Raw genomic sequence first — 25,045 nt, 5'->3', positions numbered from 1 at the left:
CTCCCATGATTAATCGACGAACAAGGTGGCGGGTTGTTCGAGCAAGCCGCGCAGGGCCTGAATGAATTGCGCCGCGTCCATGCCATCGACCACTCGGTGATCGAAGGAACTGGAGAGGTTCATCATTTTGCGGACGACGATCTGGCCCTTGATGACCATGGGTCGCTCGACGATCTTGTTCACGCCGACGATGGCCACTTCCGGCAGGTTCAGCACCGGCGTGCTGACGATGCCGCCGAGGGCGCCCAGGCTGGTCAGGGTGATGGTCGAGCCGGACAGTTCATCGCGGCTGGCCTTGCCGTTGCGGGCGGCCGTGGCGAGGCGGCTGATCTCGGCCGCGCTGTCCCACAGGCTGCGGGCCTCGGCATGGCGCACCACCGGCACCATCAGGCCGACGTCGCTCTGGGTGGCCACGCCAACGTGCACCGCGCCAGAACGATGGATGACTTGGGCTTCGTCGTCGTAGCGCGCGTTCATCTGCGGGAAGTCCCGCAGGGCCATCACCAGAGCCCGTAACAGGAATGGCAGCAGGGTCAGCTTGCCGCGACTGGCGCCGTGTTTTTCATTCAAGTGCACCCGCAGCTCTTCCAGGGCGGTGACGTCGACTTCCTCGACGTAGCTGAAATGGGCGGCGCGCTGGGTCGCTTCCTGCATGCGCTGGGCGATCTTGCGACGCATGCCGATCACCGGGATCTGCTGCTCGTCGTGGCGTTCGGCGTAGCCGGAACCGCCCTTGGCCTGCGTCGAAGGACCTTGGGCCAGGTACGCTTCCAGGTCTTCGTGCAGCACCCGCCCGGCGGGGCCGCTGCCCTGGACCAGGCGCAACTGGATGCCCAGGTCCAAGGCGTGCTTGCGCACCGCAGGGGATGCCAACGGACGTTCATTGGGTTCACGGGCCACCGGTGCCTGGGCGGCCGGGGGTGGGGTGGCAGGTTTTGGTGCCGCGGGTTGCGCGGCTGCCACCGGCTCGGGCGTCGGCGCCGACGCCGGTTTCGCGGCCTGCACCTCGGCGGCCGGCTGTGCCGATTCCTTGAGGTTACCGGCGCCTTCCACTTCAATGCGGATCAGTTCGCTGCCCACCGCCATGACCTCGCCCGGCTCGCCGCCCAGGGCAATGACCCGGCCGTGTACCGGCGAGGGGATGTCCACCATGGCCTTGTCGGTCATGACATCGGCCAGCACCTGGTCCTCGACCACCAGGTCGCCGACCTTGACGTGCCACACCGACAGTTCCACTTCGGCGATGCCTTCGCCAATGTCCGGCATCTTGATAACGTGCGTGCCCATTCAGACCTCCATGACCCGTTTCAACGCCGCACCCACACGGGACGGCCCTGGGAAATACGCCCACTCCTGCGCATGCGGGTAGGGCGTATCCCAACCGGTGACGCGCTCGATGGGCGCTTCCAGGTAGTGGAAGCAATGTTCCTGGACCAACGACACCAGCTCGGCGCCGAAGCCGCAGGTGCGGGTGGCTTCGTGGACGATCACGCAGCGGCCGGTCTTTTTCACCGACTTGACGATGGTTTCCAGGTCCAGCGGCCACAGGCTGCGCAGGTCGATGACCTCGGCGTCGACGCCGCTTTCCTCGGCGGCCACCTGGGACACGTACACGGTGGTGCCGTAGGTGAGGATGGTCACCTCATTGCCGGGGCGGGTGATGGCGGCCACGTCCAGCGGCACGGTGTAGTAACCGTCCGGGACTTGCGCGCTGGGGTGTTTCGACCACGGCGTTACCGGGCGGTCGTGGTGCCCGTCGAACGGGCCGTTATACAGGCGCTTGGGTTCGAGGAAAATCACCGGGTCATCGTTTTCGATGGAGGCGATCAGCAGGCCCTTGGCGTCGTAGGGGTTCGATGGCATCACCGTGCGCAACCCGCAGACCTGGGTGAACATCGCCTCGATGCTCTGGCTGTGGGTCTGGCCGCCGTAGATGCCACCGCCGCAAGGCATGCGCAGGGTCATCGGCGCGGTGAACTCGCCGGCCGAGCGATAGCGCAGGCGCGCCGCTTCGGAAATGATCTGGTCCGAGGCCGGGTAGACGTAGTCGGCGAACTGGATTTCAGCCACGGGCCGCAAGCCGTAGGCGCCCATGCCCACCGCCACGCCGACGATGCCGCTTTCGGAAATCGGCGCGTCGAACACCCGCGAGGTGCCGTACTTGTTCTGCAGGCCTTCGGTGCAGCGGAACACGCCGCCGAAGTAGCCCACGTCCTGGCCGAACACCACGACGTTGTCGTCGCGTTCGAGCATCACGTCCATGGCCGAGCGCAAAGCCTGGATCATGGTCATGGTGGTAGTGGTCATGGCGGTATCCAGCGCAATAGTGTTGTTGTGATCGTTCATGTCAGATCCCCAACTGCTGACGCTGGCGCTTCAAGTGCTCCGGCATCTCTTTGTAGACGTCTTCGAACATCGTCGCGGCGCTCGGCACCTGGCCGCCGGCGAGCGTGCCGTACTGCTCGGCTTCTTTCTGGGCGGCGATGATCTGCGCTTCCAGCTCGGCGCTGACGGCGGCGTGTTCCTCTTCCGACCAGACGCCCTCGCGGATCATGTGTTGCTTGAGGCGGGCAATCGGGTCGCCCAGCGGGAAGTGGCTCCAGTCGTCGGCGGGGCGGTACTTGGAAGGATCGTCGGAGGTGGAGTGCGGGCCGGCGCGGTAGGTGACCCATTCGATCAGCGCCGGGCCGAGGTTGCGACGGGCGCGTTCGGCGGCCCAGCGCGAGGCGGCGTAGACGGCCATGAAGTCGTTGCCATCGACCCGCAGCGAAGCGATGCCGCAACCGACGCCGCGTCCGGCGAAGGTCGTGGCTTCACCGCCGGCGATGGCCTGGAAGGTGGAGATCGCCCACTGGTTGTTGACCACGTTGAGGATCACCGGTGCGCGGTAGACGTGGGCGAAGGTGAGGGCGGTGTGGAAGTCCGATTCGGCGGTGGCGCCGTCACCGATCCAGGCCGAGGCGATCTTGGTGTCGCCCTTGATCGCCGAGGCCATGCCCCAGCCCACGCCTTGGATGAATTGCGTGGCCAGGTTACCGGAAATGGTGAAGAAACCAGCGTCCTTGACCGAGTACATGATCGGCAACTGCCGGCCCTTGAGCGGATCGCGCTCGTTGGACAGCAGTTGGCAGATCAGGTCGACCAGCGGCACGTCGCGGGCCATCAGGATGCTTTGCTGGCGGTACGTGGGGAAGCACATGTCGTCGATGTTCAACGCCAGGGCCTGGGCGCTGCCGATGGCTTCCTCGCCAAGGCTCTGCATGTAGAACGACATCTTTTTCTGGCGCTGGGCGACCACCATGCGGTTGTCGTAGATCCGCGTCTTGAGCATGGCACGCATGCCTTTGCGCAGGATGTCGACGGGGATGTCCTTGGCCCATTCACCCAAGGCGTTGCCCTGGTCGTCGAGCACGCGGATCAGGCTGCGGGCCAGGTCGATGGTGTCGGCCGGCTCCACGTCGATGGGCGGCTTGCGCACCGTGCCGGCGTCGCTCAGATGCAGGTAGGAGAAGTCGGTCTTGCAGCCGGGACGGCCCGAGGGTTCGGGAACGTGCAGGCGTAGCGGTTCGTACGCTGGGTTCATGGCTTTCTACGCTCGATCTTGTGAATTTCTTGTAGTGGGCGCGCTAGCTGACGAATTCCCCGTGGTACGGGGAAATTGTCCTACAACAATCATAGGCTCGACGAGGAAGAATATTTTTCTCTGTTGGCTTGCTGTTCAGATCATTTGCAGATAAAAAATCTGCACAACGATAAAAAACAGGATTATTTGTCTCATGCGTAAATTGGATCGCACCGACATCGGCATTCTGAACAGCCTTCAGGAGAACGCCCGCATCACCAACGCCGACCTCGCCCGCTCGGTGAACCTTTCGCCCACGCCGTGCTTCAACCGGGTGCGGGCCATGGAAGAGCTGGGGGTAATCCGCGAGCAGGTCACGTTGCTGGACGCCGACCTGCTGGGGCTGCACGTGAACGTGTTCATCCACGTCAGCCTGGAGAAACAGGTGGAAGAGGCGCTGCAGCACTTCGAGGAGGCGATCTCCGACCGGCCTGAGGTGATGGAGTGCTACCTGATGGCGGGCGACCCGGACTACCTGATCCGCGTGCTGGTGCCGACGATCCAGTCGCTGGAGCGTTTCATGATGGACTTTTTGACCAAGGTCCCGGGCGTGGCGAACATCCGCTCCAGCTTCGCCCTCAAGCAGGTGCGCTACAAGACGGCGTTGCCGTTGCCGGCCAATGGGTTGACGTTGGGTACCTGACCAAGCGATCGCCCCCGATTCCCTGTGGGAGCGGGCTTGCCCGCGAAGGCGTCAGCACATCCAGCAACGTTGCAAGCTGGCTAGCCGCCTTCGCGAGCAAGCCCGCTCCCACAAGGGACTGTGCAATGACGGTGAGATCCCGGCTGAACAAAATTCGAGCAGGGTTTTGCCCTTAAAGCTGATTGATCGGAATCTTCAGGTACGTCACGCCATTGTCTTCGGCCGGCGGCAGATGCCCGGCCCGCACGTTCACCTGCACCGCAGGCAACAACAGCGTGGGCATGCCCAGCGTGCCGTCGCGCTGGGTACGCATGGCCACGAACGTGGCTTCGTCGATGCCGTCGTGAATGTGGATGTTGTGTTGGCGTTGTTCGCCCACGGTGCTCATGCACTGGGGTTCGCGGTGCTCTGGCGGGTAGTCGTGGCACACGTAGAGCCGCACGCCGGCGGGGAATGCCAGCAGCTTGCGGATCGACGCGTAGAGCTGGTGGGCGTCGCCGCCGGGGAAGTCGCAGCGAGCGGTGCCGACGTCGGGCATAAACAGCGTGTCCCCCACCAGAATCACGTCCCCATCGATCAGGTAGGCCATGTCCGCCGGAGTATGGCCGGGCACATGCAGGGCGGTGGCCTTGAGGTTGCCGATGGCGAAGGATTCGTCGGCGGCGAACAGGTGGTCGAACTGCGAGCCGTCCACGGCAAATTGCGGTTCAAGGTTGAACAGCGTCTTGAACACCCGCTGGACCCGGTCGATGGCCTGGCCGATGGCGATCCGGCCACCCAATACGCGGCGCAGGTAGGGTGCGGCGGACAGATGGTCGGCATGGGCGTGGGTTTCCAGCAGCCATTGCACGGTCAAGCGGTGTTCGGTCACGAACGCGACGATACGGTCGGCCTGTGTCGTTGCGCTGCGCCCCGAAGCCGGATCGTAGTCGAGTACCGGATCGACCACTGCGCATTGCCCGCCGTCGTGCTCATACACGACATAGGTGTAGGTCTTGGATGCGGGGTCGAGAAAGCCTTGGATCTGCGCGGGCATGACAGCGAACCTGTAGGGGAAGAACCGGTTGCAACCCGTAAGGTTTACAACATATGGTCCGCAGCTTAGTGAGGGCCACGGCGTCCTGCAAATGCGATCGCACCTGCCAACAGGTGTGCGCGGCGTGAGAGAGACTTATGTTACTGGCGAGTTTTTTCGGCGTGGCCATGGGCCTGGTCCTGGGTTTGACGGGAGCGGGTGGTGGGATCCTCGCGGTTCCGGCGTTGGTGCTGGGGCTGGGCTTGACCATGACCCAAGCCGCCCCCGTGGCGTTGTTCGCCGTGGGCAGCGCGGCGGCGGTGGGCGCCATCGATGGCCTGCGCCATGGCCTGGTGCGCTATCGCGCGGCGTTGCTGATCGCGCTGCTGGGGGCGGTGTTTTCGCCGCTGGGCATCTTCCTGGCCCATCAGCTCTCGGAAAAGATTCTGATGATCCTGTTCAGCCTGCTGATGGTGCTGGTAGCGGCGCGCATGTTGCGCCGGGAAACCCCGCAGTCCGGGCCAAGCGACCACGGCGCGGCCAGTTGGGGCCAGAAGAATTGCATGCTCGACCGCCAGACCGGGCGCCTGGCCTGGACCCCGCGCTGCACCGCCACGCTGGCAACGCTCGGCGCGGTGACCGGCGTGGTGTCCGGCCTGCTGGGCGTGGGCGGCGGTTTCCTGATCGTGCCGGCGTTCAAGCAACTGACCGACGTGCAGATGCGCGGGATCGTCGCCACCTCGCTGATGGTCATCAGCCTGATTTCGCTGATCAGCGTGGTGGGGGCCTTTCATGCCGGGGTGCGTATCGACCAGGTCGGCGCGGTGTTCATCGTGGCCAGCATCGTTGGCATGGTGCTGGGCCGGCGCCTGGCGGCTCGCGTCCCGGCCCGGGTGCTGCAAGTGGGGTTTGCCGCGATCTGCCTGGGAGTGGCGGTGTACATGTGGGTTCGGGCGTAACTGCATGCGCTTTTTTGTGAGAACCCAGTCCAGGCGAGGAGGGGTTATAGCGGCCTGCACTGCATCGAAAACCCCAGCGCCACCGACTGCCCTTGCTCCAGCAAGCGCAACCCCGGCCGTCCTGGCAGGTGGTGGGCGTTGACCGGGTGGCTGACCGGTTCGATGCAAAAGAACCCCAGGTCCACCGGGCAGTAGAGCAGGAAATAATCGCTGCCGCTGGCCCGGCACTCCAGTTCATAGCCCAAGTCCGGTTGCTGGATCAGGCAGTGCCCGTTCCAACCTCCGAAGCCATTGTCGACCAGGGTGTCCGGCAGCGGGCGGGGTTGCTGGAAGTTCCAGTCGGCCGGCACGTCCGTGCGTTCGGTCGGCATTTTCGTGCTGTCGCACAACCACACTTCGCTGGCGCGGGTTTGCAGGCGTGTACCGGCCGTGCGCGGAAAGTACGGGTGCAGGCCCAACCCATGCCACGCCGCCTGTTCGGCCAGGTGAGTGACGTGCAAAGCGATTTGCAACTGGCCGCCGTCCAAGCGAATCCGCAGGCTGGCGCAGTAGGCGAACGGGGTGCGGCTGTCCAGTTGCAGCAACGCTTCCTGTTCGCTGTGTTCGGTCACTTGCCAGGGTTGCTGCCAGGCACTGCCATGGATCGGAAACGGGTCGTTGGCACTGTTGGCGTCCAGGGCCAGCCAGCCGGACGGGCAGTCGAAACCGCCTTGGGCGATACGGTTCGACCACGGGATCAGCGGAAAGCCGCCGAGCTTGCCGGGCAGGCCGTTGTCCACGGCGTCGGGGACACTCGGGCGTAGCAGCGGGGCGCCGTTGCCGAGCAGGGTCCAGTCCACGAGGCTGGCGCCCAGGTGCGGGGCCAGGGTGAGGTGGGTGAGTTCGTCTTTGAGGTGCAATAGGGGGGGCGTCATGATGATCTTGCCTACTGAGCAGAAATTCTGATGCGAACGCTGTTGTGGCGAGGGGATTTATCCCCGTAGGGCTGCGCAGCAGCCCCAAGACCTGCCGACTCGCTGTGTCAGGCAGATTGAGTCTGCTGTGATGGGGCTGCTGCGCAGCCCTACGGGGATGAATCCCCTCGCCACAAGGGGATTTTTTGTTGACTGTGGTTACAACACCAAATGCGGCAACCAGAGTGAAATGGCGGGGACATAAGTCACCAGCATCAGCACCAGGAACAGCATGGCGTAGAACGGCAGCAGGGCCTTGACCGTGCTTTCGATGCTGACCTTGCCGATGGCGGAACCCACGAACAACACCGCGCCCACCGGTGGCGTGATCAGGCCGATACCCAGGTTCACCAGCATGATCATGCCGAACTGCACCGGATCCACGCCGATACCCATGATCACCGGCATCAGGATCGGCGTCAGGATCAGGATCAGCGGCGCCATGTCCATCACGGTGCCCAGCAGCAGCAACATCACGTTGATGCACATCAGGATCACGTAGCGGTTGTCCGATAGCGTCAGGAATGCGGTGGTGATCTTCGCCGGAATTTCCATCAGCGTCATGATGTAGCCGAAGCTGGCGGCGAAGCCGATCAGGATCATCACGATGGAGATGGTGCGTACCGTACGGTGCATCAGTTTCGGCAGCTCGCTCCACTTGTAGTCGCGATAGATGCACATGGTCACGAAGAAAGCCCACACCACGGCAATGGCGGCCGATTCGGTGGCCGTGAAAACACCCGAGAGGATGCCGCCAAGGATGATGAACAGCGTCATCATGCCCCACATGGCTTCCTTGCAGATCTTCAACGCTTGTTTGAGCGGAATGACCTCGCCCTTGGGGTAGTTGCGCTTTCTCGCAAAGACCAGGCACAGCGCCATCAGGCAGAGGTTCATCATGATGCCGGGGACGATGCCGGCCATGAACAGCGAGCCGATGGAAACGGTGCCGCCAGCGGCGAGGGAGTACAGCACCGCGTTGTGGCTGGGAGGTGTCAGCAACGCTTGCACCGAACCACTGACGGTGACGGCGGTGGCGAACTCACGCGGATAGCCGCGGCGTTCCATTTCCGGAATCAGCACCGAACCGACCGAGGCGGTATCGGCTACGGAGGAGCCGGAGATCGCGCCAAAAAAACTTGAAGCCACCAGGTTGACCAATGACAGGCCACCGCGCACGAAGCCTACCAACACGCTGGCAAATGCCACCAGTCGGCGGGACATGCCGCCCTCGGCCATGATCGCGCCCGCCAGGACGAAGAAGGGAATAGCCAACAACGAGAACTTGTTCACGCCGCCGGTTATCTGAATCATCATGGCCTGGAACGGAATATCGATCCACCACGCCCCGATCAGGGCGGCGGCGCCCAGCGCATAGGCGACCGGCATGCCGATCATGATCAACAACAAAAAACTGCCCAGCAGAATCAGAGCGTCCATTAAGCGGCACCTTCGTTTTCTTCGACCAGGTCGAACTGCACGACCCGACGCTTGCTTTGATCACCCAGCAAGAGTTTTTCCAGGACAAAAATCAGTGTCAGGAAACCCCCGATCGGGATCGGCATGTAGGTGATGCCGACGCGCAAGGTGGGGATTGCGCTCATGAATTGATTCCAGGTGGTCATGCACAGCTTGGTGCCCCAGATAGTCATGAAAATGCACACCGCCGCCATCAGGAGCTGGGTGAAAACCGAAGCCAGGGTTTGCCAGTGCGGGGGCAGGCGGCTGGTGACCATGTCCACGGCCATGTGCGAGCCGGAGCGGTAGCTGGCGGCTGCACCGATGAACGTAAATACGATCATCAGCAAGATGGCGGTGGGCTCCGGCCAGCTTGAGCCGGTACCGAGTACGTAGCGGGCAAACACCCCCCACGGAATCATCAGCGCAACGGCGAGGACAGAAAGGCCGGCCACCCAGATGCACGTCATGTAAATCGTGTCGTTGATACGCAGCAGTAAATTCTTCATCGGGTTCCACCGTAACCGGGCGCGCCCTTTAACCACGGCACGCCCAGCCTTGTCATGAGTTCAGATCCAGAGGGGGTTACTGGACCGCTTCGATACGCTTGATCAGATCGGCATACGGCGCGCCGTATTTGGCCCGGATCGGTGCGGTGGCGTCGTAGAAAGGTTTCTTGTCGACGGTGATGAACTCGACGCCGGCGGCCTTGAGTTTTTCTTCACTGGCGGCGGACTTCTTGTCCCACAGCACGCGCTCTTCTGCCTGGGCTGCCTTGGCCGCCTTTTTCACCATGTCCTGCTGCTCTGGGGTGAGCTTGTTCCAGGTGATCTTCGACATCACGATCGGCTCGGGCAGGATCAGGTGGCCGGTGAGGCTGTAGAACTTCGCGTTCTGGTAGTGGTTGTGTTCAAGCATGGTCGGTGGGTTGTTTTCCGCGCCGTCGATCACGCCGGTCTGCAAGGCGCTGAAGATTTCGCCGGTGTCCATGGCGATGCCGTTGCCGCCCATGGCGTTGATGGTCTCGATGAACATCGGGTTGCCTTGCACGCGAATCTTCATGCCTTTGAGGTCTTCGAGCTTGCGCACTGGCTTCTTGGTGTAGAGGTTGCGCGTGCCGCCATCCATCCAGGCCAGGGCCACCAGGCCGAACTCGGAGTTGGTGATCCGGTCGAGGATCGCATCGCCCACTTCACCGTCGATGACAGCACGCATGTGCGCCTGGTCACGGAAGATGAATGGCATGTTGAAGACGTTCACGTCCGGGACCACAGGGCCGACGATCCCCAGGCTGACGCGAGACATCTGGATCGCGCCGGCTTGCATCTGCTCGATGACTTCTTTCTCAGAGCCCAGGACGCCACCTGGGAAATACTTGAACTTCAGCTCGCCGTTGCTCTCTTTCTCCAGAGTTTTACCCATGGATTCCTCGGCGACCACGGTCGGGTAGCCCTTGGGGTGGATGTCGGCGATCTTGATATCGAGGGCGTGAGCCGCCTGCGCCAGAAAGGCCAGGGGCAATGCTGCGATCAGAAGCGTGCGTTTGAAATTCATGGTCAATCTCCAGTCTTGTTTTTTTTATGGGGCTCATCCAGTGAAGCGGCACTGCAGGTCAGCTCGCGGAGTGGTTCAACCCTCCGAAAGCCGGTTCAGCCAGGCCCTTGACGCCGGGGTTGAGGGCGAACACGCCCCCGGCCAGGGACTGTGGGTCGGTGTCGTCACCGGGGCGGATCGAGGTGACGAACAAGGTGTCCAGGCGACTGCCGCCAAAGGCGCACATCGTCGGTTTCTTCACCGGCACGGACAGCGAGCGGTCGAGCCGGCCGTCCGGAGTGAAGCGATGGATCAGGCCGGCATCGTTGGCGCAGATCCAGTAGCAACCGTCTGCATCCACTGCCGCGCCATCCGGGCGGCCGGGCAACGGTTGCATGTCGACGAACAGCCGTCGGTTCGAGGGGGTGCCGCTGTCGATGTCATAGTCGAAGGCCCAGATGCGCTGGACCAGGGGGTGTGAATCCGAGAGGTACATCGTGCGGCCGTCCGGGCTGAACCCCAGGCCGTTGGGCACGATGAAACCGCTCAACTGCGCCTCCACCGGGCTGCGCTGCCCACGCTCATAGCGGTACAGCCGGCCCTGTTCGGCGTTGGCGCCCATGTTGAGCACCATGCTGCCGGCCCAGAAGCGTCCCTGGCGATCGCAGCGACCGTCGTTCAGGCGCATGTCGGGGCGGCTGTGCTCGACGCTGGCGCACAGTTCGCTGTCCAGGCTGCCGTCGTCATGGGGATGCAGGCGGAAGAATCCGCTTTCCATGCCCGCGACCCAACCACCGTCCTGATGCCGGGCGAGGCAGGCGAGCATTTCCGGGGCCTGCCAGCCCTTGAACTGGCCGGTCTCGGCGTTCCAGCACTGCAGGCCGCCGCTGGGAATATCGACCCAGTACAGGGCGTTTTCCTCGGCCACCCACACCGGGCTTTCCCCGACGGCGTTGCGTGCATCGACAATCAATTCGGCTTGCATGGTGCTTCCCTTGTGCATTCGTATCCCATGAAAACAGTCGGATCAGTCGTCGAACGGGCCGGCCGCGACGAAGGCCCCACCCTGGTAGACCATGGCCGGGTCATCGGCGGCCGGCATGGGCTGTGCCTCGATCTTGGCGCGGAAGATTTCCGAACTGTCCTTGGGCTGGTAGCCCAGGTGCGCGGCGTGGCTGTTGTCCCACCACACGTCGCGGTTGGCCGACACGCCATAGACCACGGTGTGGCCGACGTCGGGGGTGTAGAGCGAGCATTCGATCAGTTGGGTCAGGTCGTCGAAGCTCAGCCAGGTGCTCATCATCCGGCGGTTCTGCGGTTCGCTGAACGATGAGCCGATGCGGATGCTCACGGTCTCGATGCCGTAGCGATCGAAGTAGAAACTGGCCATGTCCTCGCCGTAGGATTTGGACAGACCGTAGTAGCCGTCCGGGCGACGCGGGGAGAGGGCGTCGAGGGCTTCGTCCTGCTTGTAGAAGCCGATCACGTGGTTGGAGCTGGCGAAAATCACCCGCTTGACCCCGTGCTTGCGGGCCGCTTCATAAAGATGGAACACACCGCTGATGTTGGCCCCGAGGATTTCTTCGAATGGCCGTTCAACCGACACGCCGCCAAAGTGCAGGATCGCATCGACGCCTTCCACCAACTGGTGCACGGCCTGTTTGTCGGACAGGTCGCACAGCATCACCTCTTCACTTTCATCGATGGCCGGGGCCATGTTGGCAATATCCGACAGGCGAATGTGTCGGGCGAATGGCTTGAGGCGTTCGCGCAGAACCTTGCCCAGGCCGCCGGCGGCCCCGGTCAACAGCAGGCGATTGAAAGGATGACGAATGTGTGTGGTAGTCATGGAGTTACCTGAGCGAACAGTGAGAGGTATCAGTTATAGGTTGCCGTTTTGACCGCTGGAAAAAGTCCTTGCCGTGGTAACGACCGAACCCATCTACGCCGCCATTTCCCTGTGGGAGCGAACTTGCCCGCGAAAGCGTTGGGTCAGCCCGCATCGATGTTGAATGTGACGATGCCTTCGCGAGCAAGCCCGCTCCCACATTGATCTTCAGCGGCCACAGGAATTTACGTACAGCACAAATCCCCTGTGGGAGCGGGCTTGCCCGCGAAAGCGTTGGGTCAGCTTGCATCGATGTTGAATTTGACGATGCCTTCGCGAGCAAGCTCGCTCCCACACTGATCTTCAGCGGCCACAGGAATTTACGTACAGCACAAATCCCCTGTGGGAGCGGGCTTGCCCGCGAAAGCGTTGGGTCAGCCCGCATCGATGTTGAATGTGACGATGCCTTCGCGAGCAAGCCCGCTCCCACACTGATCTTCAGCGGCCACAGGGATTTGCGTACAGCACAAATCCCCTGTGGGAGCGGGCTTGCCCGCGAAGACGGTGGCACCGTCACCACCTGAGTCAGCAGACCCACCGCAACCGCCTTACAACAAGCTGATCGGGTAGCTGATGAAAATGCGGTTTTCATCGAACTCGTTGGTGCTGAAATCCCGCCGCATCGTCGAGTTGCGCCATTTCACGTTGAGGCTTTTCAGCGCGCCGCTCTGCACGGTGTAGGCCAGTTCGGTTTCGCGGCCCCATTCCTTGCCATCGTCGACGGTAGCGGTGTGCACATTGTCGCCGCTGATGTAGCGGTTCATCAGGGTCAGGCCCGGCACGCCGACGGCGGCGAAGTTGAAGTCGTGGCGCAGTTGCCAGGATTTTTCCTTGGCATTGTCATAGCTGGAGTTGTAGCTGTCGTTGGCCAGGGTGCCGCCGCTGGTGCCGTTGACGCGCATCCACGCGTCATCGCCGCCGACTTTCTGCAGGCCGACGTAAAAGGTGTTGCCGCCGTACTTGGCCGAGAGCATGGCGAACGCGGTTTTGTTGTCCAGGTCACCGGCCAGTGCGCTGCCGTCTTCCTTGCCGATGAAGTAGCCAAGGTTGGCGCCCAGGGTCCAGTCGCCGATGGGCTGGCTGTGGGTCAGGTTGAAATACTGCTGCTGGTAGATGTCGGACAGCTCGGCGTACCAAACCCCGACCTGGGTGCGCTTTTCATTGAAGGCGTATTCGCCGCCGCCGAAGTTGAAACGGTCGGAGGTGAAGGCGCCCCGGCCGTTCATCGACATGTCTTCCATGCTCGCGTCGTTGCGCGGGCTGTTGCCGCGGAACTGACCGCCGTAGAGGCTCAGGCCGTTGATCTCGGTGGAGGTCACCTGGCCGCCACGGAAGGTCTGCGGCAGGGATCGGCCGTCGTCGGAACGCAGGATCGGCAGCACCGGCATCCATTCACCGACCTTCAGTTCGGTCTTCGACACCTTGGCCTTCAGGGCCACGCCCAGACGACCGAAATCATCGGCCGGACGACCGTCGTCATGCACCGGTAGCAACTGCGTACCCGCCGTGCCGCGACCGCCGTCGAGCTTGACCGAGTACAGGCCCAGCACGTCCACGCCGAATCCCACCACGCCCTGGGTGAAACCGGACTTGGCGTCGAGGATGAAGTTCTGGGTCCATTCCTCGGCTTTGCCCTGGGCGTTGTTCGGGTTGGTGAAGTTGCGGTTGAAATAGGCGTTGCGCAGCGTCAGCGTGGCCTTGGCGTCGTCGACGAAACCTTCGGCATTGGCCATGGTGGGAAGGAATGCGGCCAGGCTGCTGCAACCGAGCAGAATCAGGGTGGGACTGGTAGTGCGGAGGGTACGGCGGGTCGAACGGTGGTCGGGGGAAAAACGGACACGTGTGCTCACTATGACGGCTCCCTACTTTTTTGTTGTTTTTATTTGTCATACGTCGTCGTACAACATGTGGAAGATTATTGGTCGGCGCTAAGCGTTGTCAACTGGCCATGATCGGAATTATCCAATGGCTGGTTTCTTCAAAATAGGCTGGGTCAATGGTTTCAGCACAAGGGTGTGCAGAGATGGGCCCTGGCGACGGCTCTATCGCGGAGCTTCGAAGATGGCGTGGTCATGCGATGACTGGTCTAAGACATTAGTCGAATAAACCCTTCAAGGGGCTCTGGCAGCCCCTTGTGGCGAGGGAGCTTGCTCCCGCTGGGCGGCGCAGCCGCCCCAACATGAGTTGACACGGTGTACCTGAAACGCTGTGCCAGTCCGTTTTACGACTGCTGCGCAGCCGAGCGGGAGCAAGCTCCCTCGCCACAAAAGAGCGTCTGCGTCCGCTGGCCTGGTCACTTACTGTAGGGCTGTCTTGAACTCAATTCTGAGTGCCTATAGAGGAACGTACCGGTTCATGTTCGCTGACGAATTTTCCTGTTTGTCCTGTTGGCCCGCTCAGTCTTTCTAAACAGTTCTGGTTTGGCTGTTCGAAAAGCATCGCTCTTAACTGCAAGTTTAGCTTTCGCAACTGCTGATGTAAGGTTTGAGTCCGTCATTTTTTGGCCTCTTGAACCTCGTACAGTTCCACCTTTTCGGAAAACTTCCAGGTTTTTGTTAGTGAATTCAAGTCGTCTTAGATATTTTGGTTTAGCGTCTATGGTTGTGTCTGGATTGTTTCTTACAAATTGATCCCACATCCGCGCACCTTGTACGCGTCTATCGTAAAAACGCTGTTGTCGTCGCTGAGCTGGAGTTGGATTTGGATTTCGGTAAAGAGGTTGTCTACCCAGCTTTTCGGGCTCTAGATTTGCCGCCACACTACGTGTCCTTGGGGCAACTGAAGGATTGAGAATATCAGTCGAGGCGGATAATGGCGCGATATTATGTCGAGAAACAGTTAAATCAAGTGCCGCGCTAGGCATAGATAGGTCCAAGGGGACTTGTTGTGCTGGTGGAAGTGCGGATCTAAGTCGTTGTATTACATGAAACGGGATGTTTCCTGAAGGATCATACCGATTAACCGGATCCCCACCACAATAAGCATACGCATTGATCCCACCCTCCCCAAACGGGCTCAACTCATCCGGGCTGTTAAACCGCATCAACACCGGATTAAAAGCCCGATTCCCCTGTCCTAACAAATAGTGCCCTGTGACCGAGTCACTCCGCTCACCATTGAATCCCAACAAACAACTCAACCCACTTTCTCCTGAACGATGTCCATAGGCGGTATAAGCCATCCGCTGCGAATCCGTGTCTGTCAAAGCCACCAACGGCGAACGCTGTTGGTCCGTCGCTAACAGCGCCGTCTCGCTAACACCCATGACACTCAACCGCTGCGCCAGCGGCTGTTCCCCATGGCGCACAATCGTCAGCTGGGCCTCGCTGTCGATTTCATTGACCAGTTCGTCGTTCTGATAGAAGCGCTGCACGCCTGGGCTTTGCAGCGGTGTCAGGCCGCTGAGGCGGTCCAGAGGGTCATAGTGGTAGCGGCACAGGATCTTCATTGATGACGGTGGCATGGGTGGTTCTTCCTAGAGAAGGCGATGCTGTCAGGCTCTGGGATTTCTGAACGTGCGTCTACTAGCAGAACTGTTAGTCATGGTAGTGAGCCGCTCTTTGTCCTGTTGCGGACGAGCCCCGCTGCTGAAAGTCTAGAAGGATGTAGCCGATGTGTCTGACCTTTCTTGACTATGGAGGTGAGCCCAGATTATTCGGTACCTACCTACGAATCCTCTTAATATGTTGTTCCAAAATACCTTGCTTAAGGCGCTTTAGCGCGTGTCTCCGATTGTGGTCTGCGCGATGGATTTCCTCTTTCGACGCTTGTATAAGTTCGAGTTGTTGTAGTTCTTGACTGTGTAATATGTAACGCTCCCTGTCTACCTCGAGTCCCATTGTTGGGCTATGCGGCGGCATATAGTCATCGTAATAGCGTGCCTGCTCTGCAAGGGTTCTTTTATTCTCATAATTAGCTTGCTGTGTCGGGGTCCGCGTTGACTTTCTTGGTAGTGTATTTCGAGCTGCTCCTTCTCGAGGTAATTTGATTTTTCGATATGCTTCGCCCGCAGAAACTGTCGGAGGCAGATTATTTGGAACAGTGGCGGGCATGGCTGTAACGGAAGACTGATGTGACGAGTGCTGAAGCAAGAGAGAAACGGTGTTTGGTCGGCTGTGCGTACTATTAGGGGTATCCTCCCACGGCCGGTGTAATCTTTTAGGAACAGGAACAGGAACAGGAACAGGAACAGGAACAGGTGTAGGTGTAGGTGTAGGTGTAGGTGGAGGTGTAAAAGTAGTTCTGTTTTTTAGAAAGAACAAAGCACCGTTCCCACTCGGATCATACCGATTAACCGGATCCCCACCACAATAAGCATACGCATTGATCCCACCCTCCCCAAACGGACTCAACTCATCTGGACTGTTAAACCGCATCAACACCGGATTAAAAGCCCGATTCCCCTGTCCCAACAAATAATGCCCTGTGACCGAGTCACTCCGTTCACCATTGAACCCCAACAAACAACTCAACCCACTTTCCCCTGAACGATGTCCATAGGCGGTATAAGCCATCCGCTGCGAATCCGTGTCTGTCAAAGCCACCAACGGCGAACGCTGTTGGTCCGTCGCTAACAGCGCCGTCTCGCTAACACCCATGACACTCAGCCGCTGTGCCAGCGGCTGTTCCCCATGGCGCACAATCGTCAGTTGGGCCTCGCTGTCAATTTCGTTGACCAGTTCGTCGTTCTGATAGAAGCGCTGCACGCCGGGGCTTTGCAGCGGTATCAGGCCGGTGAGGCGGTCCAGGGGGTCATAGTGGTAGCGGCACAGGACCTTCATCGATGACGGGGGCATGGCGCGATCTTCCTGGGGCAGGCGATGCTCTCAGGCTCGGGGATTTGCGGGGTGGCGTCTACTAGCAGAACTGTTAGGTTTTGCGGGATTTGGGTGGGGTTGGTGGCTTCTTCGCGAGCAGGCCAGGCACTGCCGGTTGGCGACCCCGCGCAGGCAATGGGCGTGGATTTCAGCCATGCCGATAGGGAACGTGCCAGCGCGACGAGTGGTCGTATTTTTCATGCGAGCTGATCACACGGAGACCCGATGAACCAAGACGTCCCGAACACCGATACCAATCGTCGCCAATTGCTGCAGATCATCGCCGGCCTGTCGGACGGGGTGATGCTGGTCGAAGTCGACCAGACCATTGCCTGGGCCAATGACGCGGCACTGGCCATGCACGGGGTGAAGACCATCAGTGAGTTGGGCACTAATGCCGACGAGTACGCCCGGCGTTTCAATTTGCGCTACCGCAACAATCATCCGCTGACCGAGGACAATTACCCCATCGCCCGAGTGGCCCGTGGCGATGAGTTCAGCGACGTGTTGGTGGAAGTCACGCCCGAGGCTGACCCAGACCGTACCTGGGTGCACCGGATCCGCAGCATGGTGCTGACCGATCGCAGCGGTGAGCCGGAGTATCTGGTGCTGATCCTCAGCGACGCCACCGACTGGGCCAGCGCCGAGCAGCGTTTTGAAAGAACCTTCGGGGCCAATCCGGCACCGGCGGTGATCTGCCGTCTCAGCGACCTGCGCTACATCAAGGTCAACCAGGGCTTCCTGGAAATGACCGGCTACAGCCGCGAGCAGGTGATCGGGCGCTCGGTGTATGAGCTGGACGTGCTTGAAGCCGCCGAGCGGCGTGAGCTGGCCGTCGAGCGACTGGGGCAGGGCGCGACCATTCCGCAAATGGCGGCAGAGTTGAAATTGCCCGATGGCACCAGCAAGCAAGTGATCGTCGCCGGCCAACCCCTGGACCTGCACGACGAAGATTGCATATTGTTTTCGTTCATGGACATGGAGCCCCGGCGCAAGGCCGAAACCGCCCTGCGCCAGAGCGAGGAGCGCTTTGCCAAGTCGTTCCGCCTGTCGCCGGTGCCCACCTTCGTGTGCACGGCCGAGCAGTTGTTGCTGGAGGTCAACGAGGCTTTCGTCAACACCACCGGTTATGCCAGCGAAGAGTTGATGGGCAAGACCGTTGAAGAGATCGGCTTTCTCGACAAGGACGCCAGTGCGTCGTTGTTCGCCGTGCTGGAAAAAAGCGCGAGTGTCTCCGGTGTCGACGTCAAGGTGCACAAGAAGGGGGGAGAGCGCATCGACTGTGAAGTGGCGGCCGACACCGTGGTCATCCAGGACAAGCCGTGCTACTTGCTGGTGCTGATGAATATCACCGAACGCAAGCGCTCGGAGCTGGAACTGGTGGCGGCGATCGAGGAAGTGATGAAAGACGCTTCGTGGTTCAGCCGCACCCTGATCGAAAAACTGGCCAACGTGAAGAGCATCAACGCGCCATTGTCCTCGGCGTCGTTCACCGAGCTAACGGCTCGCGAGCGTGACGTGCTGGGGCTGATCTGCCAGGGGCTGGCGGACAAGGAAATCGCTGCGCGCCTGAAACTGGCCCCCAATACCGTGCGCAATCACGTGGCGACGTTGTACTCCAAACTGGATGTCCATAGCCGCAGCGAGGCGATCGTCTGGGCGCGTGAGCGGGGTTTGTTCGCCAACGAATGGCGCAACAAGGCACATTGATGGCCAGTGCATATGCACTGGCTGCGTTGGTGCAAATTCGGGTTCTGCTGCGGATGCCGGCTCCCTAGGCTGGGAGAGTGCGGCAATGTTTGTGAAGCCGCGTCCCCTACGTAACAATCAAGGAATACCGCCTAAATGCGCAGTAAACGATACAGCCGTACCATCGACAGGATGTCTGCAAAAGTCCTCCACCCGAACTTTCCCACCGCGCTCTTGCGACCTTGATGCCGAGGTGCAACCCATGACCCAATTGGCCCCTTTGCGCGCCCGCCTCGAACAAAGCTTCTCGCCGCTCGCTTGCGAATGCAGCCTCAATGGCGACGGCACCCTCACGGTACGCCTCTATCACCGCGACAGTGGCGAGGTAGACCTCGTGGTCAGCGGCATGAGCCTGGACAGTGTTCGTTCCGAAGAAAGCCTGGCTAAGCTGATCGACGAGCTGCGCTATGAGCTGCAGAACACGCCGTTGCATCGAGACGACAAACTCTGACTGCACCCACCGTGGCGAGGGAGCAAGCGCCCTCGCCACGGTTTGCAGGTAATAGGCGGCTACAGCTACAACAACGTCGCCCGACAATCGAGTAGCAACCGCGCCCCGCCATATTCGCTCCTGCCCACGTCCAGCGTGAACCCGTGCAGGTTGACAATCGCCGCGACAATCGACAAACCCAGGCCAAAACCGCCGTGCTGGCTGCTGCCTTCGGCGCGGTAGAAGCGCCGGAACACCGCCTTGCGCTCGGCTTCAGGGATGCCGGGGCCGGAGTCGAGCACTTCGATGCGGGTACTGTCGCCCTGATCGACCCCACGCAGGATCACCGTGCCGCCCGCCGGGGTGAACTTGATCGAATTGCTCAGCAGGTTCGACACCGCCTCGAACAACAAGGCCCGGTCGCCGGTGAGCAGGGGCAGGGTGTCGGGGACCTCCAAGGTGAACGTCAACTCGCCTTCCTCGGCCAGTGGCAGGTAGAAGTCGTGCAATTCCTGCAACAATTGCAACGGATCGAGGCGCACGAAGCCTGAACGACGCTGTTGGTCTTCCAGTTCGGAAATCCGCAACAAGCCGCGAAACCGCGCCATCAGGGTGTCGGTCTCGGCGATCACCTGGTCCATCTGCAACGCTTCGGGCGAGCCGTCCGGGGCTTGCTGCTGGATGCGATACAACTGCGCCCGCAGGCGGGTCAGCGGTGTGCGCAGGTCGTGGGCGATGTTGTCGCACACGCCCTTGACCTCGTTCATCAAGCGTTCGATGCGATCGAGCATGGCGTTGACGATCGCCGCCAGCATGTCCAGTTCATCGCGCCGGCTCGACAGCGGCAGGCGATGCTTCAGGTCCCCGGCGACGATGGCCTCGGCGCTGGCTTGCAGCTTGCGGATGCGTTGCAGCGGCCGGCGCCGCAGCAAATGCCAGCCGGCAATGCCCGGCAGGATGGTCAGCGAGACGCCCCAGAACAATGCATGCAGGATGATCCGCGTCACGGCGAACAGCGAACCGTTGTCCCGCGCCAGGATCAGCCAGCGGCCGTCCTGCACGCGGGTCGCCACCGCGTCGCAACTGTCGGAAGGAAGGCTGGGATCGTCGGAGTCGACGCAGCCGCCGAGCATGTGGATTTTGCCGTCCAGCGGCAGGTCGGCGGGGACGCGCATGATCGGCCCGCTCAAATGCCGCAGTTGCGGGTCGAACAGGCCGTAGGCGTCGACGCCACGCTCGTCCAGCGTCAGGCTGGCCATCAGCGCGTCTTCCAGTTGATCGCCGTGGATCCGGGCGAACAGGTGCTGGCGCTGCATCAAGGAGTGCTTGGCCAGGTTGTCGAGGTAGCCAAACACTTCGTAATACATCACGCCCATCAGGATCGCGCTCCACAGCACGAACAGCGCACTGTACAGCGCCAGCAGGCGACTGCTGGAGGAGCGCCAGCCCTTAGCGGGGTTCAGCAATGACATAGCCGGAACCCCGCACCGTGCGAATCAGCGGTTCCAGGCCCGGCGGGTCGATTTTCTTGCGCAGGCGCCCGATGTGGACGTCGATCAGGTTGGTGCCAGGGTCGAAGTGGTAGCCCCACACTTCCTCGAAAATCATCATGCGCGACAGGATCTGCCCGCAGTTGCGCATCAGGAACTCCAGCAACTTGTATTCGGTGGGCAGCAGGCTGAGCAATTGCCCGTTGCGGCTGGCTTCGCGGCTGATCAGGTTCAGCTCCAGGTCCGCCACCCGCAGCACGGTTTCCGGTTCCCGGGCACCATTGTTGCGTCGCAGCAGCACCTCGACCCGGGCGGCCATCTCATCGGTGGCGAAGGGCTTGGTCAGGTAGTCGTCGCCACCGGCCCGCAGGCCGCGCACGCGTTCATCGACGTCGGAGAGGGCGCTGATCATCAGGATTGGCGTGGCCACGCCCATGGTGCGCAGGGTGGTGACGATCACCAGGCCGTCGAGCTCGGGCAACATGCGATCGAGGGTGATCAGGTCATAGTCGCCGCTCACCGCGCGTTCCAGGCCTTCGCGGCCATTGTCGACCCAGTCGACGTCCAGGCCGTTGCGGGTCAGTTCGGCAACGATTTCACGGGCGGTCACGGCGTCGTCTTCAATGGTCAGGATGCGATTCATGGGCGGTACCGTGTTGAGAAATTCGCGCTATTGCGCAGCATTCTGCCAAAGAAAACCTGTCGGCTTTCTGAAAAAAAGTTCATGAGCCCGGCGGCCGGATTCCCTGGCCTGGATCAACACTTGGTCACAAATAATCCCTAACATAAATTTCGCGCGCATTATCCTGATGCGTCCGTTGCCCTGTTTTGGCGCGTTGTCGCGAGCAGGGGACGGACATGAATCGTTGGATGATGTACCGCAAGGAGCCTAGTCCTCACTGAACCTTCAAGGAAGAGCTGCATGATGCAACCTCAAGACTTTCTACGCCGAAAATTTGATATCCAGCCATTGGCCCGGGCCGACATGACGGTGCGCCTGGACGGTCGGGCCGTCAACGCTGCCGAGGGCGAAACCGTCCTCACCGTCATCCAGTCCCTGGGCCAGCGCCAGGTGGCCCGCAACGATCACGACCAGCTCAGCGGCGCCTATTGTGGCATGGGCGTGTGCCAGTGCTGCCTGGTCAAGATCGACGGGCGCCACAAGCGGCGCGCCTGCCAGACCCTGGTGCGCCCGGGCATGCAGATCGAAACCCGGGCCAACCGCATCACCGAATCGGAGGCGCCATGAGCCTGGGGCCAGTGATTGTCGGCGGTGGGCCGGCGGGTATGGCGGCGGCCATCGAGCTCGCCCGCCACGGGGTGCGCTGCACCTTGCTCGAAGAGGCGCCGCGCCTCGGTGGCGTGGTCTATCGCGGGCCGCTGCGCGAGGGTGTGCAGCTGGATTACCTGGGGGCACGCTACAGTGAAGCCCTGGAAAAACTCCATGGGGAATTCCAACGTTACGCGCAACTGATTGAGGTGCACGTAAACAGCCGGGTCATCGGCGCCGAAGGCTTTCGAGCGCTGATGGTCCTCGATGCCGAGGAGCGCCTGCGGGAAGTGGCCTATTCGCATCTGGTCCTGGCGGCCGGTTGCCATGAGCGCAGCGTGCCGTTCCCGGGCTGGACCCTGCCGGGGGTGATGCTGTTGGGTGGCCTGCAATTGCAGATCAAGAGCGGGGTGGTCAAGCCGCCGAGCCCGGTGGTGATCGCCGGGACGGGGCCGTTGCTGCCGCTGGTGGCCTGCCAGTTGCACGCGGCGGGGGTGGCGGTGGCCGGGGTCTATGAGGCCTGTGCATTCGGCCGGATTGCCAAAGAAAGCCTGGCCTTGTTGAACAAGCCGCAACTGTTCCTCGATGGCCTGGGCATGCTGGCCTACCTCAAGCTCAAGCGCATTCCCATGCACTATGGCTGGGGCGTGGTGGAGGCCCATGGCGAAGGTGAGCTGGGCAGCGTGACCGTCGCGCCATATGCCGACAACTGGGCACCGGACCTGACGCGCGCCGAACAGGTGCCGGCCCAGACGCTGGCGGTCGGCTACGGGTTCATCCCGCGCACCCAACTGAGCCAGCAGATGGGCCTGGAGCACGGCTTCAGCGAAGACGGTTACCTGCGGGCGGTGGCGGACGCCTGGCAACAAAGCAGCGAGGCTCACATCCATCTGGCCGGCGACATGGGCGGGATTCGCGGCGGTGAAGCGGCCATGCTCAGCGCTCGCATCGCTGCGCTGTCGATCCTGCTGCAACGCAACGAGCTGGATTCGGCCACGGCCCTCGATCAGCGCGAGCGCTACCAGGCACAGCTCGATCGCATCATTCGCTTCCGCGCCGCCGTGGATCGCTACACCCAGCGGGGTGCCGGGCAGATTACCTTGCCGGCGGCCGACACGGTGATCTGCCGCTGTGAACACGCCACCCGCGCCGACATCGATCGCGCCCTGGAGCAGGGTGTGCAGGACATGGCCGGACTTAAGATGCGTACCCGCGTCAGCATGGGCGATTGCCAGGGGCGCATGTGCGTGGGCTATTGCAGCGACCGTTTGCGTCAAGCCACCGGGCGGGCCGATGTGGGTTGGCTGCGACCGCGATTCCCGATCGACCCGATTCCCTTTTCCGCGTTCAAGGACGTTGGCACGGAGAGCCACCATGACTAAGCAACCAGACCTCAAGGACTATGACGTGGTCATCGCCGGCGGCGGTGTGATCGGGGCCTCCTGCGCCTATCAACTGTCCAAGCGCAAGCACCTGAAGATCGCCCTGATCGACGCCAAGCGTCCCGGCAATGCCACCCGTGCCTCGGCGGGCGGCCTGTGGGCCATCGGTGAGTCGGTGGGCCTGGGCTGCGGGGTGATTTTCTTTCGGATGATGTCGGCCAATCGCAAGCGCCAGACCCAGGGCGCCGCGGTGGCGGTGGACGCCAGCACGCCGCACATCCTGCCGCAGTCGTTCTTCGATTTCGCCTTGCAATCCAACGCGCTGTACCCCCAGTTGCACCGCGAGCTGATGGAGAACCATGGCATGGACTTCAAGTTCGAGGAGACCGGGCTCAAGTTCGTGATCTATGACGACGAAGACCGCTCGTACGCCGAGCACATCGTCGCCTGCATCCCGCACCTGGCGGACCAGGTGCGCTGGCTCGACCAGGCGGCCCTGCGAGAGGCCGAACCGAGTGTCAGCCATGAAGCCCAGGGCGCTCTGGAGTTTCTGTGCGATCACCAGGTCAGCCCGTTCCGCCTGGCTGACGCCTACACCGAAGGCGCGCGGCAGAACGGTGTCGACCTGTTCTTCAATACCAATGTGATCGAGGTGCTGCGCAGCGGCACGCGGGTCATCGGGGTGAACACCGCCGAGGCGGGTACTTTCCACTGCCGAACCTTGATCAACGCGGCCGGTGCCTGGGCGGCGGACCTGAGCGAGCAGGCCACGGGCGTGCGCATTCCGGTCAAGCCGGTCAAGGGGCAGATCCTGCTGACCGAGCGCATGCCGAAGATCCTCAACGGCTGCCTGACCACCAGCGACTGTTATGTGGCGCAGAAGGACAACGGCGAAATCCTCATCGGCAGCACCACCGAAGACAAAGGCTTCGACGTGACCACCACCTACCCGGAAATCGAAGGGCTGGTGCAAGGCGCGATGCGCTGCATTCCGCAACTGGCCGACATCAACCTGAAGCGAACCTGGGCCGGCCTGCGCCCAGGTTCGCCCGATGAGCTGCCGATCCTGGGGCCGATGCGCGGGGTAGAGGGCTACCTCAACGCCTGCGGCCACTTCCGCACCGGCATCCTCACCTCGGCCATCACCGGCGTGCTGCTGGATAAACTGGTGAACCACGAACCGTTGCCGCTGGACATCACGCCGTTCCTGGCAGACCGCTTCGAGGTCGCCCCGGTCAAACAAGCGAAGGCAATGGAACCAGCGTGAAGCCCCGCTGTGGGAGCGGGCTTGCTCGCGAAGGCGGTGTACCAGTGGGTGATGCTGCCGGCTGTGCCACCGTCTTCGCGAGCAAGCTCGCTCCCACAAAAGCGTCGGGGGATGTCCAGCATTTGCGTGAAATCCACTATCTCCTGTGAGAGCGGGCTTGCCCGCGAAAGCGGTGTACCAGTGGGCGATGCTGCTCGCTGTGCCACCGTCTTCGCGAGCAAGCTCGCTCCCACAAAAGCGTCGGGGGATGTCCAGCATTTGCGTGAAATCCACTATCTCCTGTGGGAGCGGGCTTGCCCGCGAAAGCGGTGTACCAGTGGGTGATGCTGCCGGCTGTGCCACCGTCTTCGCGAGCAAGCTCGCTCCCACAAAAGCGTCGGGGGATGTCCAGCATTTGCGTGAAATCCACTATCTCCTGTGGGAGCGGGCTTGCCCGCGAAAGCGGTGTACCAGTGGATGATGCTGCCGGCTGTGCCACCGTCTTCGCGACCAAGCTCGCTCCCACACAGGTGACAGCGGTGAACGCTTAATTTGCGGCGTACCAAGCATCCCCTGTGGGAGCGAGCTTG

Annotated in this window: 22 protein-coding genes; 7 read left to right on the top strand and 15 right to left on the bottom strand. The window is 61.7% G+C overall.

Features of this window, described 5'->3' with window-relative positions:
* Positions 1–9: 9 nt before the first annotated feature.
* Genes KI241_RS15280 through KI241_RS15270 form a run of 3 tightly spaced genes read right to left on the bottom strand, consistent with a single transcriptional unit; the run spans position 10 to position 3,583 of the window.
* The gene (locus KI241_RS15280; RefSeq protein WP_212802680.1) at positions 10–1,287 is read right to left on the bottom strand and encodes a dihydrolipoamide acetyltransferase family protein; all 1,278 of its coding nucleotides are present in this window, start codon (positions 1,285–1,287) and stop codon (positions 10–12) included.
* Positions 1,288–2,346 carry an alpha-ketoacid dehydrogenase subunit beta gene (locus KI241_RS15275; protein WP_042730815.1) on the bottom strand — a complete coding sequence of 353 codons (1,059 nt, stop codon included), beginning with the start codon at positions 2,344–2,346 and terminating at the stop codon, positions 1,288–1,290.
* Position 2,347: 1 nt separating this feature from the next.
* Complete coding sequence (locus KI241_RS15270; RefSeq protein WP_042730814.1) at positions 2,348–3,583, bottom strand: 3-methyl-2-oxobutanoate dehydrogenase (2-methylpropanoyl-transferring) subunit alpha; 1,236 nt, start codon at positions 3,581–3,583, stop codon at positions 2,348–2,350.
* A 193-nt stretch (positions 3,584–3,776) separates the two neighbouring features.
* Here KI241_RS15270 and bkdR point away from each other — a divergent pair, with 193 nt between their 5' ends.
* Positions 3,777–4,265, top strand: coding sequence for a Bkd operon transcriptional regulator BkdR (gene bkdR, locus KI241_RS15265; protein WP_003202929.1), 489 nt, complete (start codon positions 3,777–3,779; stop codon positions 4,263–4,265).
* A gap of 172 nt (positions 4,266–4,437) precedes the next feature.
* Here the strand turns inward: bkdR and KI241_RS15260 are convergent, their stop codons facing one another.
* The gene (locus KI241_RS15260; protein WP_212802679.1) at positions 4,438–5,301 is read right to left on the bottom strand and encodes an MBL fold metallo-hydrolase; all 864 of its coding nucleotides are present in this window, start codon (positions 5,299–5,301) and stop codon (positions 4,438–4,440) included.
* Positions 5,302–5,438: 137 nt separating this feature from the next.
* Here KI241_RS15260 and KI241_RS15255 point away from each other — a divergent pair, with 137 nt between their 5' ends.
* Positions 5,439–6,239: a sulfite exporter TauE/SafE family protein gene (locus KI241_RS15255; RefSeq protein ID WP_212802678.1), complete on the top strand. Its 801-nt coding sequence runs from the start codon at positions 5,439–5,441 to the stop codon at positions 6,237–6,239.
* Between the two features lie 44 nt (positions 6,240–6,283).
* Here the strand turns inward: KI241_RS15255 and KI241_RS15250 are convergent, their stop codons facing one another.
* The 9 genes from KI241_RS15250 to KI241_RS15210 all read right to left on the bottom strand — a co-directional run bounded on the left by KI241_RS15250 (position 6,284) and on the right by KI241_RS15210 (position 16,867).
* A complete protein-coding gene (locus KI241_RS15250; RefSeq protein ID WP_212802677.1) occupies positions 6,284–7,153 on the bottom strand; it encodes an aldose 1-epimerase in 870 nt (289 codons plus the stop codon).
* A gap of 198 nt (positions 7,154–7,351) precedes the next feature.
* The gene (locus KI241_RS15245) at positions 7,352–8,632 is read right to left on the bottom strand and encodes a TRAP transporter large permease (RefSeq protein WP_042730809.1); all 1,281 of its coding nucleotides are present in this window, start codon (positions 8,630–8,632) and stop codon (positions 7,352–7,354) included.
* Complete coding sequence (locus KI241_RS15240; RefSeq protein ID WP_042730808.1) at positions 8,632–9,159, bottom strand: TRAP transporter small permease; 528 nt, start codon at positions 9,157–9,159, stop codon at positions 8,632–8,634. The genes KI241_RS15245 and KI241_RS15240 overlap by 1 nt, the downstream gene beginning before the upstream one ends.
* 76 nt (positions 9,160–9,235) lie before the next feature.
* Positions 9,236–10,204 (bottom strand): TRAP transporter substrate-binding protein, encoded by a 969-nt coding sequence (locus tag KI241_RS15235; RefSeq protein WP_042730807.1) that lies wholly within the window; start codon positions 10,202–10,204, stop codon positions 9,236–9,238.
* Positions 10,205–10,262: 58 nt separating this feature from the next.
* Positions 10,263–11,168, bottom strand: a complete 906-nt coding sequence (locus KI241_RS15230) for an SMP-30/gluconolactonase/LRE family protein (protein ID WP_123578952.1) — start codon at positions 11,166–11,168, stop codon at positions 10,263–10,265.
* A 42-nt stretch (positions 11,169–11,210) separates the two neighbouring features.
* Entirely contained in the window at positions 11,211–12,032 is an 822-nt protein-coding gene (locus KI241_RS15225) for an NAD(P)-dependent oxidoreductase (protein WP_047738886.1), read from the bottom strand.
* Between the two features lie 587 nt (positions 12,033–12,619).
* Positions 12,620–13,921, bottom strand: coding sequence for an OprD family porin (locus KI241_RS15220; protein ID WP_212802676.1), 1,302 nt, complete (start codon positions 13,919–13,921; stop codon positions 12,620–12,622).
* A gap of 503 nt (positions 13,922–14,424) precedes the next feature.
* Positions 14,425–15,534, bottom strand: a complete 1,110-nt coding sequence (locus KI241_RS15215; protein ID WP_212802675.1) for an RHS repeat-associated core domain-containing protein — start codon at positions 15,532–15,534, stop codon at positions 14,425–14,427.
* A gap of 199 nt (positions 15,535–15,733) precedes the next feature.
* Complete coding sequence (locus tag KI241_RS15210; RefSeq protein WP_212802674.1) at positions 15,734–16,867, bottom strand: RHS repeat-associated core domain-containing protein; 1,134 nt, start codon at positions 16,865–16,867, stop codon at positions 15,734–15,736.
* Positions 16,868–17,113: 246 nt separating this feature from the next.
* Here KI241_RS15210 and KI241_RS15205 point away from each other — a divergent pair, with 246 nt between their 5' ends.
* Both KI241_RS15205 and KI241_RS15200 read left to right on the top strand, forming a co-directional pair.
* Positions 17,114–18,598, top strand: a complete 1,485-nt coding sequence (locus KI241_RS15205; protein WP_042732516.1) for a helix-turn-helix transcriptional regulator — start codon at positions 17,114–17,116, stop codon at positions 18,596–18,598.
* 241 nt (positions 18,599–18,839) lie between these two features.
* Positions 18,840–19,088, top strand: a complete 249-nt coding sequence (locus KI241_RS15200) for a DUF1652 domain-containing protein (RefSeq protein WP_042732515.1) — start codon at positions 18,840–18,842, stop codon at positions 19,086–19,088.
* A gap of 65 nt (positions 19,089–19,153) precedes the next feature.
* Here the strand turns inward: KI241_RS15200 and KI241_RS15195 are convergent, their stop codons facing one another.
* Both KI241_RS15195 and KI241_RS15190 read right to left on the bottom strand, forming a co-directional pair.
* Positions 19,154–20,539, bottom strand: coding sequence for a HAMP domain-containing sensor histidine kinase (locus tag KI241_RS15195; RefSeq protein WP_123578957.1), 1,386 nt, complete (start codon positions 20,537–20,539; stop codon positions 19,154–19,156).
* Positions 20,517–21,200, bottom strand: coding sequence for a response regulator transcription factor (locus KI241_RS15190; RefSeq protein WP_042732930.1), 684 nt, complete (start codon positions 21,198–21,200; stop codon positions 20,517–20,519). Before KI241_RS15190 ends, KI241_RS15195 begins: the two co-directional genes overlap by 23 nt.
* Positions 21,201–21,482: 282 nt before the next feature.
* Between KI241_RS15190 and hcnA the strand changes: the two genes are divergently transcribed.
* The 3 genes from hcnA to hcnC are packed head-to-tail and all read left to right on the top strand — an operon-like array spanning position 21,483 to position 24,476.
* On the top strand, positions 21,483–21,806 hold the full coding sequence (hcnA, locus tag KI241_RS15185; RefSeq protein ID WP_042732931.1) for a cyanide-forming glycine dehydrogenase subunit HcnA: 324 nt from the start codon (positions 21,483–21,485) through the stop codon (positions 21,804–21,806).
* Positions 21,803–23,209 carry a cyanide-forming glycine dehydrogenase subunit HcnB gene (gene hcnB, locus KI241_RS15180; RefSeq protein WP_212802673.1) on the top strand — a complete coding sequence of 469 codons (1,407 nt, stop codon included), beginning with the start codon at positions 21,803–21,805 and terminating at the stop codon, positions 23,207–23,209. The genes hcnA and hcnB overlap by 4 nt, the downstream gene beginning before the upstream one ends.
* Complete coding sequence (gene hcnC / locus KI241_RS15175) at positions 23,202–24,476, top strand: cyanide-forming glycine dehydrogenase subunit HcnC (RefSeq protein WP_042732933.1); 1,275 nt, start codon at positions 23,202–23,204, stop codon at positions 24,474–24,476. Before hcnB ends, hcnC begins: the two co-directional genes overlap by 8 nt.
* The last annotated feature ends 569 nt before the right edge of the window (positions 24,477–25,045 follow it).

The organism is Pseudomonas sp. Cab53, from assembly GCF_018325965.1.
In the GTDB taxonomy this organism is placed as follows: domain Bacteria; phylum Pseudomonadota; class Gammaproteobacteria; order Pseudomonadales; family Pseudomonadaceae; genus Aquipseudomonas; species Aquipseudomonas chlororaphis_E.
The sequence above is the reverse complement of the archived record's forward strand: the minus strand, read 5'-3'. Positions and strand labels throughout refer to the sequence as shown.

Excerpts from the sequence above, each read along its gene's own strand:
- KI241_RS15280 (WP_212802680.1), bottom strand. The coding sequence starts at position 1,287 with ATGGGCACGCACGTTATCAAGATGCCGGACATTGGCGAAGGCATCGCC.
- KI241_RS15275 (WP_042730815.1), bottom strand. The coding sequence starts at position 2,346 with ATGAACGATCACAACAACACTATTGCGCTGGATACCGCCATGACCACT.
- KI241_RS15270 (WP_042730814.1), bottom strand. The coding sequence starts at position 3,583 with ATGAACCCAGCGTACGAACCGCTACGCCTGCACGTTCCCGAACCCTCG.
- bkdR (WP_003202929.1), top strand. The coding sequence starts at position 3,777 with ATGCGTAAATTGGATCGCACCGACATCGGCATTCTGAACAGCCTTCAG.
- KI241_RS15260 (WP_212802679.1), bottom strand. The coding sequence starts at position 5,301 with ATGCCCGCGCAGATCCAAGGCTTTCTCGACCCCGCATCCAAGACCTAC.
- KI241_RS15255 (WP_212802678.1), top strand. The coding sequence starts at position 5,439 with ATGTTACTGGCGAGTTTTTTCGGCGTGGCCATGGGCCTGGTCCTGGGT.
- KI241_RS15250 (WP_212802677.1), bottom strand. The coding sequence starts at position 7,153 with ATGACGCCCCCCCTATTGCACCTCAAAGACGAACTCACCCACCTCACC.
- KI241_RS15245 (WP_042730809.1), bottom strand. The coding sequence starts at position 8,632 with ATGGACGCTCTGATTCTGCTGGGCAGTTTTTTGTTGTTGATCATGATC.
- KI241_RS15240 (WP_042730808.1), bottom strand. The coding sequence starts at position 9,159 with ATGAAGAATTTACTGCTGCGTATCAACGACACGATTTACATGACGTGC.
- KI241_RS15235 (WP_042730807.1), bottom strand. The coding sequence starts at position 10,204 with ATGAATTTCAAACGCACGCTTCTGATCGCAGCATTGCCCCTGGCCTTT.
- KI241_RS15230 (WP_123578952.1), bottom strand. The coding sequence starts at position 11,168 with ATGCAAGCCGAATTGATTGTCGATGCACGCAACGCCGTCGGGGAAAGC.
- KI241_RS15225 (WP_047738886.1), bottom strand. The coding sequence starts at position 12,032 with ATGACTACCACACACATTCGTCATCCTTTCAATCGCCTGCTGTTGACC.
- KI241_RS15215 (WP_212802675.1), bottom strand. The coding sequence starts at position 15,534 with ATGCCACCGTCATCAATGAAGATCCTGTGCCGCTACCACTATGACCCT.
- KI241_RS15210 (WP_212802674.1), bottom strand. The coding sequence starts at position 16,867 with ATGCCCCCGTCATCGATGAAGGTCCTGTGCCGCTACCACTATGACCCC.
- KI241_RS15205 (WP_042732516.1), top strand. The coding sequence starts at position 17,114 with ATGAACCAAGACGTCCCGAACACCGATACCAATCGTCGCCAATTGCTG.
- KI241_RS15200 (WP_042732515.1), top strand. The coding sequence starts at position 18,840 with ATGACCCAATTGGCCCCTTTGCGCGCCCGCCTCGAACAAAGCTTCTCG.
- KI241_RS15195 (WP_123578957.1), bottom strand. The coding sequence starts at position 20,539 with ATGTCATTGCTGAACCCCGCTAAGGGCTGGCGCTCCTCCAGCAGTCGC.
- KI241_RS15190 (WP_042732930.1), bottom strand. The coding sequence starts at position 21,200 with ATGAATCGCATCCTGACCATTGAAGACGACGCCGTGACCGCCCGTGAA.
- hcnA (WP_042732931.1), top strand. The coding sequence starts at position 21,483 with ATGCAACCTCAAGACTTTCTACGCCGAAAATTTGATATCCAGCCATTG.
- hcnB (WP_212802673.1), top strand. The coding sequence starts at position 21,803 with ATGAGCCTGGGGCCAGTGATTGTCGGCGGTGGGCCGGCGGGTATGGCG.
- hcnC (WP_042732933.1), top strand. The coding sequence starts at position 23,202 with ATGACTAAGCAACCAGACCTCAAGGACTATGACGTGGTCATCGCCGGC.